Origin of the sequence: Hymenobacter canadensis (assembly GCF_027359925.1) — a bacterium.
GTDB lineage: Bacteria > Bacteroidota > Bacteroidia > Cytophagales > Hymenobacteraceae > Hymenobacter > Hymenobacter canadensis.
The window spans coordinates 2,584,344-2,600,501 of the sequence record NZ_CP114767.1 but is presented as its reverse complement, the minus strand read 5'-3'; the positions used below and the strand labels follow the sequence as shown (position 1 = coordinate 2,600,501).

Here is a 16,158-nt window from a genome sequence, read left to right as displayed (position 1 = left end):
CAGGCCTGACAGGTTCTGCGCCTGAGTATCCCGCGACCCGGAAAAAGCCTCGTGCTTATTCCGGGTCGTATTTTTTCAGGACCAGCGGGAAGATGACCAGCTCGCCGTAGAAGGCGCCGGCCACGGCAATGGCCGTGAGCGAGCCAAACAGCTGCACGGTTTTCAGCGAGCCCAGCGTCATGACGGCGTAGCCCAGAAACAGCACCACGCTGGTCAGCACGATGGTGGGGCCGACGTGCGCAATGGTGGTGAGGCGGGCCTGGGCGGGCGTGAAGCCGTGGCGGCGGTGCTGCTGGTAGCTGTACACGAAATGAATGGTGTCATCGACGCACAGACTGAGCACGATGGAAGCAATGCTGGCCGTGGCCGTGTCGAGCGGGATGCCCAGCCAGCCCATGGCCCCCAGCAGCACCAGCACCGGAAACAGGTTGGGCACCACCGTGAGCAGCGCCAGCCGGAAGCTGCGGATAAACGCCCACGTCAGCCCAAACACTAGCAGAAACGACAGCAGCAGGCTGTTGGTCTGCGACTCGGTGACGTAGGCCACGATATTGGCATAGAGCGGCTGGTAACCGGCGGGCCGCACCGTGGCCACCAGCCCCAGCGTGGCCTGCGCAATCTGCAGCAGTGTATCCACCTTGGCTGTAAGCTGCCGCGCCGACAGCATCCGGCCCGAAATCGTGATGCGCCCGGTGCCGGAAGGCGTGTGCACGAACTGCGCCAGCAACGCCGGAAACTCCAGCGTTAGCTGCCGCTCCACGGCGTGCAAAGCGCCCTGGCTGGCCCGCAGGCGGCTAGCTTTGCTAACAGCCTGGGCTTCCAGGCCCGCCTGGTACAGCGTGTGAAACCCCGTTACCTGGCCCACGCCGGGCAGCTGGCGCACGGAGTCGGCGAAGGCGAAAGTGGCCTGCACCACGGCTACGTCCGACAGGGTGTAGCCGGGGCGGGGCTCCACCAGCAGTTCCAGCGGCATGTAGGGGCCCCAGCTGGCTTCAATGGCCTCGTGGTCCGTGACGACGCGGTGAGTGGCGGGCAGGTAGCCGAGCGTGTAGGTGTCGGAGCGGAGGCGGGGCAGTCCGGCGGCCAGCGCCAGCGTGAGCAGCACGGAAAGCGTGGCGAAAAAGCGCGGCCGGGCCAGCAGATACTGGTAGAACGCCACCATGCGGTTGGCGGCTGAGTGCGTGGCGGCGGCGGTGCGGGCCGGGGCTTTGGCCAGCGGCAGCAGCAGTACGCCCAGCACAAACGTGAACACCAGACACAGCGTAATGCCCAGCGCCGCAAACACCCCGAAGTTGCGCAGAATGGCCATCGGACACGACAGCAGTGCCAGAAACCCGGCCACGGTGGTGAGCATGGTGAAAAGGCAGGGCGCAAACACGTTGCGCAAAGCCTGCAGCGCATCGTGGCGGGCGGGGCTGGTATCTGTGCGCAGGCGGTTGCGCTCGTTGATGACGTGCATGGAATCCATGATGCCGAGCAGAATCAGCACGATGGGCAGCAGCACGGTCATTAGGTTCACGCGGTAGCCCAGCGCCCCGTACACCCCAAACGTGACGTAGGTGGCCAGCCCCACGATGCCCAGCGTGTATGCCAGCAGCAGCAGGTTGCGGTAGATGAGCAGCAGCACCCCAAACATCAGCAGATAGCCCAGCCCCAGAAACAGCCCGAAATCGTGCTGCGACAGCGCATTGAGGCCCGCGTACACGATGCCAACGCCGCCCAGGTGCGCCTGCTCCGGCCGGAAGTGCTGGTCTACCACCCGCTGCACTTGCGTCAGAATCTCGCCGCGCCGGTCATCGAAATCGGGCATTTGCCGCAGCCGGATGATAAAGCGCGCTGTGCGATAATCGTCGGAAAACAGGCTCTGGCGCAGCGTGGGCAGCGGCTGCAGCGCCTGCCGTACTTCGGCGGCCGTGGTGCCGGGCGCCTGCAGCGGCCGCGAGGAGCCGGCCAGGCCCCGGCCGGGCAGCCGGGTGTTGCCGGGCCCGTTCACGCCCGCCACGGCGGGCAGGGCTTCCAGCTCGCGGGTGAGGCCCCGGAAGGCGGCCAGATACGTGGGCGAAAGTACCGGCTGCGCATCTTGCACAGTCAGAATCACCACTTCGTCGTTGCCGAAGCGCCGCTGAAAGGCGTGGTATTCGCGCAAAGCCGGGTCGCCGGACAGAAACCAGGTCGAAAGGCTGTTGTCAACTACCATGGCGGCCTTCACGCCAGGCCACAGCGCCACGCAGGCTGCCACAATCAGCAGCAGGAGCAGGTAGCGGAGTTTGTATAGATACAGCATAGGGAAGGAATAGAGGATCTGTCATTCCGACGCAGGAGGAATCTCACCTGAGTGGTAATTCTGTTGCCCTATTCAGTCCCCTAGCGAGATTCCTCCTGCGTCGGACAGAACCGCGTTACGGGCAAGCTCACGTCAGCGGCAGCTCATACAGCGCGTAATGGGCGGTTTCGGCGGGTAGGCCGTCGGTGAAGTGCAGGGAGAAGTTGTCGGAGCGCATCAGGCAGAAGATGGCCTCGTCATACAGCTCGCGGAAGGCCAGCATACCGTAGGCGCCTAGGTAGCTCATCAGTTGCTGGTTGCGGAAATCGGGGTGCACGCCGATGGTTTTGGCCAGCAGGGTTTTGCGCGGCAGGCGCGGGTAGTCGCGCTGAAAATCGGGCGGCTCGGAACCCAGCTGCAAAGGAGCGTAGTTGGGGTGGCACAAACTGAGCGCCACCAGGCGGCCGTGCGCTTTTTCGCGCAGCAGCACCGACGTATGGGGGCACAGCCGGGCGGCATACCCGGCGTTGTAGAGCTGCCGGAACTGGCTTTCCGGAATGGGCTGGTAGGCCGGGTTGGCGCTGAATACCTGGTGCACCAGCTCAAACAGCGCGGCCTCGTGCTCCGGCCAGGTCTCCGGCGTGAGCGGCAGAAACTCGTAGGGCAGGCTCCGGACGGCTGCCAGCAGCGCGGCTTTGTCCTGGTACACGGCCGGCACCGTGGCGGGCGCAATCAGGCGGCTCTCGAAGGTGAGTACGGGCGCAAAGCCCAGTTGCTCCAGCAGGCCGGGATAGTAGGCGGGGTTGACCGGCTCCCGGTCGAACTGCTGCCAGGAAGGCGCGCTGCCCAGGCGCAGGCGGTAGGGGTGGTAGGTGCTGAAGTTGAGCGGGCCCTGCAGGTGGGTGTAGCCGCGCTGCCGCGCCGCCTGCTGCAGCTGCGCGAAGGCGGCCTCGTTCAGGGCCACGTCGTCCACGGTTTCCCAGAACCCGAAATAGGCGGTGCGGCCGCTTTCCGGGAAAATGCCCGCCAGCCGCAGCTGCGCGTGGTCGGTGAACAGCACGATGTCGTTGCGCTCCAGCTCCTGCCGGAACAGCTGCCGCACTGCTGCCGCGTCTTCCAGGGGCTGGTAGGGCAGCGCCACGTACAGCGGGTCGACAATCTGAAAGAACGAATCCGGCAAAGTGCCCTCAAAGGGTAGCTGGTGAATGGGGCTCATAGGAGGGGAATAGAGCGTAAAGTAGGCGTTAGGCCACCACCTCAATCCGGCCGGTTTCGCCGTTGAGGCGCACGTGCTGGCCGGTGCGGAGGCGCTGCGTAACGTGCGGCACGTTGATGATGGTGGGGATGCCCAGCTCGCGCAGTAGAATCACGGAGTGCGACAACGACGAGCCTTTCTCGATGATGACGCCCCGGCACATCGGGAACAGGGCCGCCCAGCCGGGGTCGGTGCGCAGGGCACACACGATTTTGCCGCTCACGTTCAGGTCGCCGCCGGGGTCGGTGATGACGATTACCTCGCCCTCGGCCACGCCGGGGTAGCAGCCGGTACCGGCTATAGCGCCTGCGGGCAGGGGCGGGGCGGCGGCGGGCCGGGCCGGCACCGTCACGCGGGCCGGCACGTCTTCCTGGGCATACTGCCGGAACTCGCGGCGGCGCTCGGCTACCAGCGGCAGCAGCGGCGCGGTGCTGTCGGCCAGGGCGGCCAGTAGCTCCGGCTCTGTCAGCCAGAACACGTCTTCCGGAGAAGCCAGCTGGCCGCGCTCCGTGAGCTGGGTGCCCATGGCGCGGTAGAGCGCCCGGTACATGCCAAACAGCCGGGTGCGCTCCAGCCGTAGCGCCTCGCGGTACCGGATGGCCTGCTGCAGCTGGTTGAGGCCGCGCTGCAGCCGCCACCGAAACCAGCGGCTGCGGCCTGCCATCTTACTGGCCAGCTCCTGCCGGGCCTGCTGCTGCAGGGGGCTGTTGGCCTCGGCTTCCGGGGCGGGAGGCGCCAGCAGGAAGTTGCGCAGATACTGGTAGAAAACGGCGGGCTCTACGCGCATAGTGGCCGTTTCCAGCTTCAGCTCGCCCACCGTCCGGTCGCCGTATTGCCCGATGAACTCCTCCACGGCCTGATGAAAATCCGGCGCCAGCCGGGCCATCTGGGCGTGCAGGTTGGGCGGGGCGGCCAGCACTAGCTCGCGTAATTCTACCTGGGGCCACGCGGCGCGGGCCAGGGCCTGCAGCCGGCGCGTGGGCTGGGTGCTGGCCACCTGCTGGTCGCCGGATAGGTAGCGGCTCAGAAACTCGTCGGGCTGCGCGATGCCGGCCCGCTGCAAACCCCGGTTCACGCGGCCGTTGGTGGTCATCACGAAGAAGTCGTTGATGATGGGCGTGGTCCAGTTCTGCAGCAGCTGCGCATCCAGCAGGTCTTTTTGCTGCCGCAGCTCCGTGCCGCTGAGCGTGGCCAGCGGCAGGGCGTAGAACCGCTGGTAGTGCGCCCGAAAGTGCGCGTGGAAGGCCGGCACCCGCTTCTTTAGCTGCCCAAAGGCTCGCAGCAGCCGCAGCAGGTTCAGGCCCAGGCCTGGCAGCAGCCGGAGCGTGGCGCCCAGCGTCTTGCGCTGGCTCACCACGAAATCCACGGGCTCTTCCAGGCCCATCATGCGCTCCATGTCGGCCTTGTTCTGGCGGAAGGAGGGCAGTAGTTGCAGGCCACGGTACCAGTTGTTGATGTTGTAGTAGATGCGCCCCTTCACCAGCCCCAGCAGCTGAGTGACGGTGCTTTCGTGGGCCTGAATGCGGGCCGGCGGCAGCCCCAGCACGTGCATGGTCTGGCGGTACACGGTGGCGTAGGCGCGCTGCGCAAAGCTGAACGTGAGCGGCGTGGTGACCCCGCAGTAGCTTTCCTGAATGTTGGAGTTATCGTAGACGACGACCTCCGGAATGGGCTGGGTGATGGGCCGCGCCTGCACCAGCCACGGCTGGCCGGCTTCCACCACAAACTCCAGATCCTGGGGCTGGCCGAACTGCTGCTCCAGCTGCGTGGCGGCAGCATATAGCGCCGCCAGCTGGGCATCGGTGAGGCAGGCGGCATGCTGCTGGCCGGCCGGCACGGCGGTTTGCCGGAGCCCATCAGCGCCGGCAGCGCACTGAAACTGGGTTTCCTTGGCGGCCAGCTGGGTGTGGCGCAAGGTGCCGGTAAGCTTGTCGAGGTAGAACTCGTCGGGCTGCAGCTGCCCGCCCACCAAACCCTCACCAAAGCCCCAGACGGCGTGCATGGCCATTTCCTGCGGATACTCCGGAAACGTGGAAAACACCACGCCGCTTACTTCGGCGGCCAGCTGCCGCTGAATAATGACGGCCGGCCGCGCCGCCAGCGGTAGCTGCTTCTGGCGGCGGTAGGCCAAAGCCCGCTCGGAGTAGGCGCTGGCCGCGCACTGCCCCACCGCCGCCCACACCGCCGCCTCCGACGTCAGGTTCAGAAACGAATCCATAAGCCCCGCAAACGAGGCTCCCGCGCCGTCCTCATCGGCCACCGAGGAGCGCACTACCACCGGTTGCGCCGGAAACCCCCAGCCGGCCAGCACCTGCCGGATGGCCTGCTGGTCGGCGGCGGGCAGCTGGAACGCCTGCAGCAGCTGCCGCTGCTGCGCCGCATCCGGCGCGGCCAGCAGCAGCGTATCAAAGGTTTCGGCGGGCAGCACCAGAAACTCCGGCACGCGCATGCCCGCTGCCTGCAGCCGGAACAGCCCGCGCGCCTTGTGGCCGATGGTGTGCTGAGCAGGCGGCGTGGAACCGTGAAGAATCATGGGGGTTGAGGGAAGGTGTAGAGACGCGTATTCGCGTCTTAGCGCGTGCTGATGTTGTTACAATGTGTGTTCCTGTCGGCTCGGACGACGAGACGCGAATACGCGTCTCTACAGCAGAACTATGCCGATGATGGCCAGGTAGCTGGTCAGCATAAACCCCGATACCAGCAGCTCGGCGGTGCGCAGCAGCTTCTCCCGGGGCCGAACTGCGGCTTGGCCGTAGACCAGCAGCGCCAACCCAAACAGCCCCGCCAGCAGCCCAAACGCCCAGCCGCCGGCCTGCAGCTGCCGCAGCAGCACGCCTTGCACCGCAGTGCCGCCCAGCAGCACCAGCAGCACCGCCGCAATGGCCCCGCGGTAGCCCAGCGTGCGCGAGTAGGAGTCAATGCCGGGACGCTCGGCGGCGGGAGCGTGGGTTTTGCGGGCCAGCTCGAACGCAAAGCCGCCCAGCAAACTCAGGGCCGCCAGCAGCCAGAACCGCGGCGGCGTGGCCCCATCGGGCTGAAACAGCTGGTACGCCTGCCACAGCCAGTACACGACGAGCGGCATAATCAGCATGTGGCTGAAGGCGTACAGCACCAGCCGGCGCTTCAGAAACTCACTTACGCCAAACTCGTAGCGCATCAGCACACTGTAGCCCAGCGCCAGCGCCCAGCCGCCCAGCGCCGCCCGCCCCATCTGCGCCGACCACGCCAGCTCGCCCGCCGCGCCCAGCCACGCCAGCCACTGCAGCTGCGGCAGCGTCACGAGGCCCCGCTGCAGCACGCGCTGCGGGTGGTTGATGGCGTCGGCGGCGTAGTCCTTGAGCTCATCGAACACCCGCAGGCGAAAGAAAAAGGAGATGGTAGCCAGCATTCCGCCCGCCTCCAGCCACCGGAACCGGCCCGGCCCCTGGCCTACCGCATCCAGCGTTGCCACGGCCCATACCGTCAGGAACAGAATGGCAAACAGGCCCATGTTGACGGGTGGAAACCGTTGATTCAGATACGCGGCCAGGTGGCGGATATTCATTGGAAGAGTGGAGCGGGAAGAAGGAGTGGGCGGCTCTTGTTGCGGCGCCTAAGCAGTGTGTGAGGCAATAGCGGCAGCTGCGGTATTTTTAGCGGGCACCGTCTGGGCCAGCGTATCGAAGAAGCTCTCGACCACGCGGGGCAGGAAGGGGTAGGGGCCCACGGAATGCGCCATCAGGTACATGCCCAGGCGGTGCAAACCGAAGTCGAGGGCGGCGTAGTGGGTTTCCCGGCGGAAGGCAGCCGGGTCGGGGTAGCGGCCGGTGAGGGCGTGCAGGATGTGGCGGTAGTGCTCCAGATAGGCGGGGCGCAGGTGGTAGCGGTCGGCCTCGAGCACGAAGCAGAGCAGCTCCACGGCATCGTACACCGGCACGTGGTAAGTGGCCAGCTCCCAGTCGTAGGCGCAGAGCTGCAGGCTGGCCCCGGCGCCCCGGAAGCAGGTGTTGCGCGGGTTTAGAGCCTGTTATGCACTGGTAGCGTAATTTGGGGTATGGCACAGCAAAGCGGATACCCCAGCGACGTATCGGATACAGAATGGATGTTTGTAGCACCCTATTTGGCCCTGGTGCGGGAAGAGGCGCCGCAACGCGAGCATGCGCTGCGCGATGTGTTCAACGCCCTGCGTTACCTGGTCAAAACTGGCTGCGGCTGGCGTTACCTGCCCCACGACTTGCCGCCCTGGGCCGCCGTGTATCAACAATGGGCCCGATGGCGGGATAACCGCTGTTTTGAGCACATGATGGCCGATTTGCGCGAACTGGCACGGGTGCTGGCCGGCCGCGAGGCCGAGCCCACGGCCGTGATTCTGGACTCGCGCACGGTGCAGAGCACACCCGAAAGCGGGGCCCGCGCCGGTTACGACGGGGCCAAGCGGCGCAAGGGCAGCAAGGTGCACGTGGCCGTCGACACGCTGGGCCACCTGCTGGCCGCCGTCGTCACGCCGGCCAACGAATCCGACCGCGGGCAGGTGGAGGCGCTCTGCCAGCGAGTGCAGCAGGTCACGGGCCAAAAGGTACAGGTGGCGTATGTGGATCAGGGCTACACGGGCGAGGCAGCCGAATACGCCGCTGCCGTGCACGATATTGACTTACGGGTTATTGCCAAGCCAGCCGGACAAACCGGCTTTGTGCTGTTGCCCCGCCGCTGGGTCGTCGAGCGCAGCTTCGGCTGGGCCGCTCGCTTCCGACGCTTGGCCCGCGACTACGAACGCCTGGCCCTGACCATGCAACAGTTTCATTTCCTGGCCTTCGCGACACTCTTGCTGGCAAAAGGCGTTTTTCGCGCCACTAGTCCATAACAGGCTCTAGGTCGTTGTGGATGAGCGTGCGCGGCCGCGCATCCAGCCAGGCCTTGCGCTGCGGAATCTGTTGGATGGCGGCCTGCAGCTGCGCCGTGCGCTGGGCCCCGAACAGCTTCGGAAAGCGGGGCGCGGCGTTGTGGAGCAGCGCTGTCCAGAGTGGGGCCAGTTCCTGCATGTAGGGGCCGGTGGGCACGTCGGGCCAGGCGGGCGCGGCGAAGCCGGGCGGCAGCAGGTGGCGGGCGTGCCAGGCGGCCACCTGCGTTAGCGCCGTCCGGATGTGGTGGTCGGTCCAGGCGGCGGGCGTCTGCACCGAGTTGAGCAGCGTCACGTCTTCCAGATACTCCATCAGCACGCAGTAGAGGCCGGTTTGCTCGTCGGCGTGCGTACCCCAGATGCGTGGCATCAGGCCGGGCGCGGCGTGCTCATACACGGCCAGCTCGCGCTGGTGGGTGTGCTGAAAGCCGGTGCGCTCGGCAAAGGTTGGGTACACCGCAGCCAACTCGCCGCCGCACAAGCCGGCCAGCCCGGCCAGCATGCCCGATATTTCGGCGCCGTGGGGCTTCACCTTGAGCACCAGATGATGCGTCTGCGGCCGGCCGGCTTCTTCCAGCGTCACGGCCAGCCCGAAGTGCCCGATGGGGCGGGCGCTCTGGCCCGCCGTGAGCGTCACCAGAATGCTGGCGGAGTTGTCGAGCGGCAGCGGCTCCACGGCCAGTACTTTGCAGGAGGAGTTCGGGGTGTGGGCGCGCAGCATTTCTTCCAGAAACGCCGGGCTCACCAGATCGAGGGTGGCAGAATCAGGCACAGTTGGCGAGGAAAGCAGGCGTGGAAGAAGCGGCGGCGCAGATCTGGCGCGAGTCAAGCACGCGTACATTGCGGAAGTAGAAGCAGGCTTCCTGCTGCGACAACCGCTCTGAAACCGCCGTGGCTACTGGCAGCGGCGCGGCGCCCGGGGCAATGTCGGCGCCCTGGTCGAGCAGGAGGTTCCAGTACACCACCCGCAGCGGCCGGCTGTCCGCAAACAGGGCCTGGGTGGTCCGCTGGAACTCGGCCGGACTGGTATACTCGAAGATGTTGGACAGGCTGGCTTTGGTGATGTGCCGGCCCGCCGCGCTGCGCAGGTAGTCCACGGCCTCGCCTGCCGCCAGCGTGAGCTTGGGCAGCTGCCGGCGCAGCAGCGCGTGGTGGCGGCGCTGGTAGCAGGGCGGCAGAATGGCGCAGGGCAGGTTCTCGGGCCCGAAGAAGAAGAACCGCAGAAAGAAATTGTCGCGCATCAGCTCGGTGCGCAGCGTGTCGCGCAGGCGGCTGTAAAAGGCCTCGCCACCCGACTCGGCCGCGTACCGAAACAGGCGCGGGTCGCGGCCCTTGCTCAGGTTGGCCTCATCGAAATACGCCATGAACTGCGCCGCAAACTCCGACCCCGCCAGCTCGGCCTCAAAATAAGCGGCCTGCTCGGCCACCGTATCAAACTCCAGCAGCTGCCGCAGGTGGGCCTGCAGAGTAGGAGTCAGCGTCGGCAGAAAGCCCGTGACGTAGCTCTCCAATCGCCCCGCCGTGAGAATACCGGCCGGCTGACTCTGGAAAAATGCTGCCCAATACGCCTGCTCGGCGGCTGGCAGCGTAGGCGCTACCGTTTGCCAGGCTGCCGCCACCGCCGCCGGTCCGGCCAGCCCCAGCAGACCGCGCAGCACGGCGTGCTCGTGGTACTGGATGATGTGCAGCTTCAGGCGCAGCAGCTGCAGCTGCACCGGGTTCAGGTCGATGGCCGTGACGTGGCGCGGGTTGCGGAGCAGGGCATTGAGCACGTTGCAGCCTGCCGAGGCTATTACCAGCACGTGGTCGGTGGGCTGAATGGTAAGGGCGCCGTAGAGCGTGCGGCTGTCTTCCCACACCAGCGAGTAGCGCAGGCGGTCCAGCGCCACATTGTAGAACTCGGATTCCATAACTAGCGAAGCTGAGAGTAGAGAATTTTGGAATGATGACGCGCGTCCACGGGCAGCATAGTCCGAAAATGGATGGCTAGCACCGGCACCCCTGGGAATTGTTCGGCCAGCAGCCGGGCTACGCTTGCGGGCGGCACTGTGCCCTGCACGAATACCGTGAAGCCGGCGGCATCGGCGCGGGCGGCGGCGCGCTCCACGCCGGGCAGGTGGTAGAGCAGGTGCTCCAATTGGTAGTGCTGCACGCCGTGGTGCAGTTGTTCGTTGCCCTGGCGGCCGGTGAGGTAAAGCTGGCCGTCGGCCACGTAGCCGTAGTCGCCGGTGCGCAGCCACTCGCCGGGCGTAGCGGCTACGTGCGCGCCCCGCACCCACAGCTCGCCCACTGGCTGGCCCGGCGTGGCGCGGCCCTGCAGCACGCCCAGCAACTCAAACCGCCATTCCAGCCCGCTCTGAATAGTACCCACGCAGTAGCCGGCCAGCGGGTTGGGCACGTCGTCGGTCACCTGCCGCACGGCAATGGGCTCGGCCTCTGATGAGCCGTAGATGACGTGCACCGCCGCCTGCCCGAACGCCTGCCGGAGCTGCTGCGCCAGCGGTTCCGGTACCGGCGAGCCGCCCACGCCCACGGCCACCACGTCGGGCAGCGCGACCGGCTGCCGTTGCAGGTGGGCCAGCAGGGCGGCAAAGTAGGCCACGTTGCCGGTCAGGGTCTGCACCCGCTCATCCTGAAGCTGGGCCACCAGCCGGGCCGGGCTGAGCTGACGGAGGTCGTGCCAGGGCACGGCGGGCAGCACGCTCACCACGCCCGCCGCCAGGTTGTGCAGCAGCACGTTCGGAAACAGCGGGAAGTCCCGCTGCCCCTGCCACGGCGGAAACGCAGCCTTGATGGCTGCGTGCTGTGCCTGCAGCACCGCGTGGCTGCGCCGGATGGCCTTGGGGCGCCCCGTAGAGCCGGAGCTATGCGACACCAGCGCCGGCTGCTGCGCCGGCACCGGGCAGGCTTCCCAGCCATCAATAGCAGCTCCCAGCGGCCCGGCCTCTGCCGCTATCAGCTGCACGCCGAGGAGCCCAGCAACCAGCCGGAGCAGCTGGCGGGGCGCAGTTGCAGTCAGCACTACCCCAATGCTCAGGCGGCGCGTCAGGTGCAGCAGCTGCCAGCCGGAGGCCCCGGCGGGTGGCAGCACCGGCACGGCCCCCAATGCCTGCACCGCCAGCAAACCCGCTATCAGCTCCACGCTCACGGGTACTGCCAGCAGCACGGGGTGGCCGGGCTGCACGCCCGCCGTCAGCAGCTGTTGCCGGTGGGCCGCAATGCGCTGCAGCAGGTCGTGGCCGGTGTGCCGGCTGGTGCTGCCATCGGGAGCGGGCCACACCAGGCACGGCTGGGCTGGATGGTGCCGCAGCTGCGCCAGAATGAGGCTGGCGTAGTTGGTGCCGGGGCTTGTCGGCGCCGGCACTGCCGGGCGGCGGTGGGTACTGGCGACTGGGCCGGCGGCAATGCCCAGCATGGAAGAAGCGGAAATGTAGGCGAGTGGCTGCATGAGGTTGGAAAGGTGCTGTGCTGCTCACACATTGCCTAACCAGCCTTTTTGTATTTTAGACTTTGTGATAAGTTGATATTGAGATGTCAATGTGTTGTTGTTCAGAATGATAAATATATTATTAATCGACTTTATACTGTGCGCTTATGACGATAAAAAACAGTGTTTTCCTGCTGAATAGCCTAGATCATAGCAGATTCACGAACGGGGTAGAGAGGCGTATTTGCGTCGTGTCGTTGAACATCCGGCCCCGCGCCATTCAGACAACGACGAGCCGCAGCTGGGCATATCTACCCCATTCATGAAACCACTGTAACCAGCCTCTTCTGGCAAAGAAAAAGGCAGCTCCAAGATGGAGCTGCCTTGCAGGAAAAGATTGACGCACCGGCCAAGCTACTGGCGCAGCAACCGGAACACCGCCTCGCCCGAAGCCGGCCGGGCAAAGTAGGCGCCGGCGGGCACATCGGCGGCCGGGCTCCAGGCCACGGTGCCGTCGGGGCGGCTGTGCAGCGTGGCCACCAGCCGGCCCAGACCATCAGTGATGTGGATGGCCTGCACGCCGGGCGTGGGCAGCCGGAACTGCACCTGGCTGCGGAACGGCATCGGGTATGCAGCCAGCACCTGCGCCCGGGCGCCGGCCGTGGCCAGGGCGCGCGCCGGCAGCACGAAATTGATGGTCCGCACTTCCGAGCCACTGGTCGGGCAGTTGTTGTCGGCCACCGACACCGTGAAGCTGTAGCGGCCTGCTGGCAGCGTGGCCGGCACTTGCCAGCTAAGCACGGCCTGGCTGGCGCCTTGCAGCTGGAAAGAAGCCCCGGGAATAACGGCGGCCACGTCGCTGCTGATCTGCACGGTCTGGCCCGCGTCGGGGTCGGTGGCTGTGAGCGTCAGCGCAATCTGCTGGCCGCGCTGCACCACAATCGGCTGGTCGATAGGCTGGCTGGTGCCGGCAATCTGCAGGCCCGTGAAGCCGGGGTTACGGTTGCCGTTCGCATCAAATACCGAGTACACCACGTCGCGCATGACGCCGCCGATGCGCGTCCAGGAACCGTTCAGGCGCCGGTACTCGTCCACCTGTACGGCCACGGTATTGAGGCCGCGCGCCGCTACGGGCGTGGTTAGTAGGTCGCCGTTGGCCGCGTTCAGCTCAAACTGCGGCACTGCCACTCCGTTAATAGACCGAAAGGAAAGCAACGGGAACCCTGCCGTGAACTGCCCGGCCGGGTACGTCGCCGTCTGTCCGTTGATAGGGTCCTGGAATTGCCCGCTGCTGTAGCTGGCGTAAGAAATGGCATTGCCACAACCCTGTTCTGTTATGGTGCTGGCCAGCGGCTGTACGGAGCGGTACACCAGCGAGTCGCCGTCGGGCTCGAAGGTGCTGAAGCTGTAGCGGTACGGCTGGCTGCCGCACACGTAGGGCATCGTAAACGATGTGAAGCGCGGCGAGTTGTTGGTCAGGCCGCTGGAGTTGTCCAGATAGGCCGTGATATAGAATCCTTGGTCACCAATGTTATTCAGGTTCAGCATACCGCCTGAACGTAGCTCCTCGATAACCTTGAGCGTCCATTGGCCCGGCGGCAGCGTTACCGTGGCTTCATACTGGCTGATGTTATAGCTGCGCCCATTGACCGCACACCCCAATGACCGGCGCGTGAGCTGCATGCGGGATACCTGGAGTTGGAAGTTGCTGGTTGAAGTGCTGGCGCAGCCGTTCTGAGTGCCGGATAAGGAAATGGTCCTGGGGTCCGGAAACAGAGTGCCCGCATCGGCCGGATTGCTGTACAGCCGCGCCGTGATGCGGTACTGCGAAGCCGAGCCGGGAATGTAGCTGTAGTCAAGGTCGCCGCCCAGCACATGGCTGGCGTGGGCGCCAAGCGCGCCTGCCAGCAGTAAGACGCTAAGCAGTAAAAAGCGGATGCGGAAACGTGTGCGCATAACGAAGAGGGGATAAGGATGAAAAACAATAAAGGACAGCCGCTGACGGCTGCCCTTTGAAAGTAGTTGATAGAGTGGGGAATATAAAACGGTTCCGGAAGTATTTATTTCCCGCCCGTCGTTGTGGTTGAGGAGTTGGAGTCCAGAATCTTGAACAGCTCGTTGAGCTTGGGCGTCAGGATGATTTCGGTTCGGCGGTTGAGGGCCTTGTTCTGGGGCGAGTCGTTGGCGGCCACGGGCACGTACTGGCTGCGGCCCGAGGCCGTGACGCGCTGCGGCGGCACGCCGCCCGCGGCCAGCAACCGCGCAATTTCGGTGGCCCGCAGTACGCTCAAATCCCAGTTGTCCTGCATGGCGCCGGCGGCGCGGCTGAACGGCACGTTGTCGGTGTGGCCTTCCACCACCACGTTCACGTCGGGCTGCTGCTGCAGCACGGCGGCCAGCTGCTTGAGCGCCTCCTGGCCCTTGGGGTCCACCTTCGTCGAGCCCGACTTAAACAGCAGCTGCTCCGACAACGACACGTACACTTTGCCGTCCTTCATCTGCACCTGCAGGTCGGTGCCCTGGAAGCCACGCAGCGCATTCGTGACGCTGGCGCGCAGGTCGTTCACGGCCTTGTCTTTTTCGGCCAGGGCCTTTTGCAGCTCCGCCAGGCGGGCCTCGCGGGTTTTCAGGTCGGCGTTGAGCTTGTCTATATCGGCGCGGCTGCGGCGCAGGCCGGCGTCCAGCTCGCCCAGCTCGGCCTCGCGGCGGGCCAGGTCCTGGGCCACCTTGTTGTAGTCCGACGACTTGTTGGCCAGCTCCCGGTCGGAGTTCTTCAGCAGCTTGTCGTAGCTGTCGGTGAGCTGGGTGTAGAGCTGGCGGGTGCGGCGCAGGGCGTTGCCGGTCTGGGTGGAGTCGTCCTGGAGGCGTTTGGTTTGCAGGCGCATTTCGGCCAGCTCGTCGGTGGCCTTGCGCAGCTCCGCCACGGCTGTGCGCTGCTGGCGTTCGGCTTCCGTTTTGCCTTGTTCCGTGGAAGCCTGACGGGCTTTCAGGTCGTCGTATTTTTTGGAGGCCACGCAGCCGGGTAGGGCCAGGGCCGCCACCAAGGCCAGCGCCGGGAGCAGAGAAACAGAGTTGTTCACGAAATACACAGGTTGAAAAGCCAGATTCGGGCGGCCGGCCCCGCGGCCCGCTCCATCCCGCGGCAAGGTACTCAGGGGCTGCTGCATGTTGCAATGCCGCCCCGCAATCAACCGATTTTCAACCTATATTTGACGGCTGATTTCAGCGGCCCTTTCTTTCCCCTTCTGCCATGGCATCTGCTACTGCTTCCCTGAGCGCCGAAACCGAGGCGCTGCTTCAGCACGAGTGCAAAACCATCCGCAAAGACCTACTGCATCAGCCCGGCCCCGACTTTCTCGACCGCTGCTTTGTGCCCGGCAACCGCACGCCGCAGGTGCTGCGCAGCCTGGGCCAGCTGTATAACCATGGGCGGCTGGGCGGCACCGGCTACCTCAGCATCCTGCCCGTCGACCAGGGCATCGAGCATACGGCCGGCTCCGCTTTCGGCCCCAACCCGATGTACTTCGACCCCGAAAACATCATCCGGCTGGCCGTGGAAGGGGGCTGCAATGCCGTAGCCACCACCTTTGGCACGTTCGGGACGGTGGCCCGCAAGTATGCCCACAAAATCCCGTTTCTGGTTAAAATCAACCACAACGAGCTGCTCACCTACCCCAATAAGTTCGACCAGATTATGTTCGGCTCGGTGAAGGAGGCCTGGAACCTGGGCGCCGCGGCGGTGGGAGCTACCATCTATTTTGGCTCTGAGGAGTCGGGCCGGCAGCTGCAGGAGGTGAGCCAGGCCTTTGAGCTGGCCCACGAGCTGGGCATGGCCACGGTGCTGTGGTGCTACACCCGCAACAACGCCTTCAAAACGGCTGATAAAGACTTCCACGTTTCGGCCGACCTCACGGGCCAGGCCAACCACCTCGGCGTGACCATTCAGGCCGACATCATCAAGCAGAAGCTGCCCGAAAACAACGGCGGCTTCAGCACTCTCAAGTTCGGCAAGACCTTCCCGGCCATGTACGACCAGCTGGCCTCCGACAACCCCATCGACCTGACCCGCTACCAGGTAGCCAACTGCTACATGGGCCGCATCGGCCTCATCAACTCCGGCGGCGAAAGCAAAGGCGCCACCGACCAGGCCGACGCCGTGCGCACGGCCATCATCAACAAGCGCGCCGGCGGGCAGGGCCTGATTTCGGGCCGCAAAGCCTTTCAGCGGCCTTTTGCCGAAGGCGTACAGCTCCTCAACGCCATCCAGGACGTATACCTGGACCCGGCCATCACGCTGGCGTAGATTTGAATTGAAAATTGAGAATTAAGAATTAAAA

General features: G+C 65.5%; 12 protein-coding genes. 2 read left to right on the top strand and 10 right to left on the bottom strand.

The genetic code is table 11. The annotated features are described in order from the left end of the window. Nucleotides 1-55: 55 nt before the first annotated feature. From O3303_RS11120 to O3303_RS11100, 5 genes are all read right to left on the bottom strand, one after another. Complete coding sequence (locus O3303_RS11120) at nt 56-2,284, bottom strand: efflux RND transporter permease subunit (protein WP_269558489.1); 2,229 nt, start codon at nt 2,282-2,284, stop codon at nt 56-58. 127 nt (nt 2,285-2,411) lie between these two features. After that, nucleotides 2,412-3,479 carry a hypothetical protein gene (locus O3303_RS11115; RefSeq protein ID WP_269558488.1) on the bottom strand — a complete coding sequence of 356 codons (1,068 nt, stop codon included), beginning with the start codon at nt 3,477-3,479 and terminating at the stop codon, nt 2,412-2,414. A 28-nt stretch (nt 3,480-3,507) separates the two neighbouring features. After that, the gene (locus O3303_RS11110; RefSeq protein WP_269558487.1) at nt 3,508-6,051 is read right to left on the bottom strand and encodes a PEP/pyruvate-binding domain-containing protein; all 2,544 of its coding nucleotides are present in this window, start codon (nt 6,049-6,051) and stop codon (nt 3,508-3,510) included. Between the two features lie 108 nt (nt 6,052-6,159). Next, complete coding sequence (locus tag O3303_RS11105) at nt 6,160-7,062, bottom strand: UbiA prenyltransferase family protein (RefSeq protein ID WP_269558486.1); 903 nt, start codon at nt 7,060-7,062, stop codon at nt 6,160-6,162. A 48-nt stretch (nt 7,063-7,110) separates the two neighbouring features. After that, nucleotides 7,111-7,428: a hypothetical protein gene (locus tag O3303_RS11100; protein WP_269558485.1), complete on the bottom strand. Its 318-nt coding sequence runs from the start codon at nt 7,426-7,428 to the stop codon at nt 7,111-7,113. A gap of 123 nt (nt 7,429-7,551) precedes the next feature. Here O3303_RS11100 and O3303_RS11095 point away from each other — a divergent pair, with 123 nt between their 5' ends. Then, on the top strand, nt 7,552-8,358 hold the full coding sequence (locus O3303_RS11095) for an IS5 family transposase (protein WP_269558484.1): 807 nt from the start codon (nt 7,552-7,554) through the stop codon (nt 8,356-8,358). Here O3303_RS11095 and O3303_RS11090 read toward each other — a convergent pair. The 5 genes from O3303_RS11090 to O3303_RS11070 all read right to left on the bottom strand — a co-directional run bounded on the left by O3303_RS11090 (nt 8,348) and on the right by O3303_RS11070 (nt 14,901). Further along, nucleotides 8,348-9,166 (bottom strand): aminoglycoside phosphotransferase family protein, encoded by an 819-nt coding sequence (locus O3303_RS11090; protein WP_269558483.1) that lies wholly within the window; start codon nt 9,164-9,166, stop codon nt 8,348-8,350. The genes O3303_RS11095 and O3303_RS11090 overlap by 11 nt on opposite strands. Next, nucleotides 9,159-10,304, bottom strand: a complete 1,146-nt coding sequence (locus tag O3303_RS11085) for a DUF3419 family protein (protein WP_269558482.1) — start codon at nt 10,302-10,304, stop codon at nt 9,159-9,161. The genes O3303_RS11090 and O3303_RS11085 overlap by 8 nt, the downstream gene beginning before the upstream one ends. A gap of 2 nt (nt 10,305-10,306) precedes the next feature. After that, on the bottom strand, nt 10,307-11,842 hold the full coding sequence (locus O3303_RS11080) for a class I adenylate-forming enzyme family protein (protein WP_269558481.1): 1,536 nt from the start codon (nt 11,840-11,842) through the stop codon (nt 10,307-10,309). Between the two features lie 393 nt (nt 11,843-12,235). Further along, the gene (locus O3303_RS11075) at nt 12,236-13,777 is read right to left on the bottom strand and encodes a hypothetical protein (protein WP_269558480.1); all 1,542 of its coding nucleotides are present in this window, start codon (nt 13,775-13,777) and stop codon (nt 12,236-12,238) included. A 104-nt stretch (nt 13,778-13,881) separates the two neighbouring features. After that, nucleotides 13,882-14,901 (bottom strand): OmpA family protein, encoded by a 1,020-nt coding sequence (locus O3303_RS11070; RefSeq protein ID WP_269558479.1) that lies wholly within the window; start codon nt 14,899-14,901, stop codon nt 13,882-13,884. Between the two features lie 170 nt (nt 14,902-15,071). On the opposite strand from O3303_RS11070, the gene O3303_RS11065 reads away from it, so the two are divergent. Next, nucleotides 15,072-16,124 (top strand): class I fructose-bisphosphate aldolase, encoded by a 1,053-nt coding sequence (locus O3303_RS11065; RefSeq protein ID WP_269558478.1) that lies wholly within the window; start codon nt 15,072-15,074, stop codon nt 16,122-16,124. Nucleotides 16,125-16,158 lie beyond the last annotated feature (34 nt).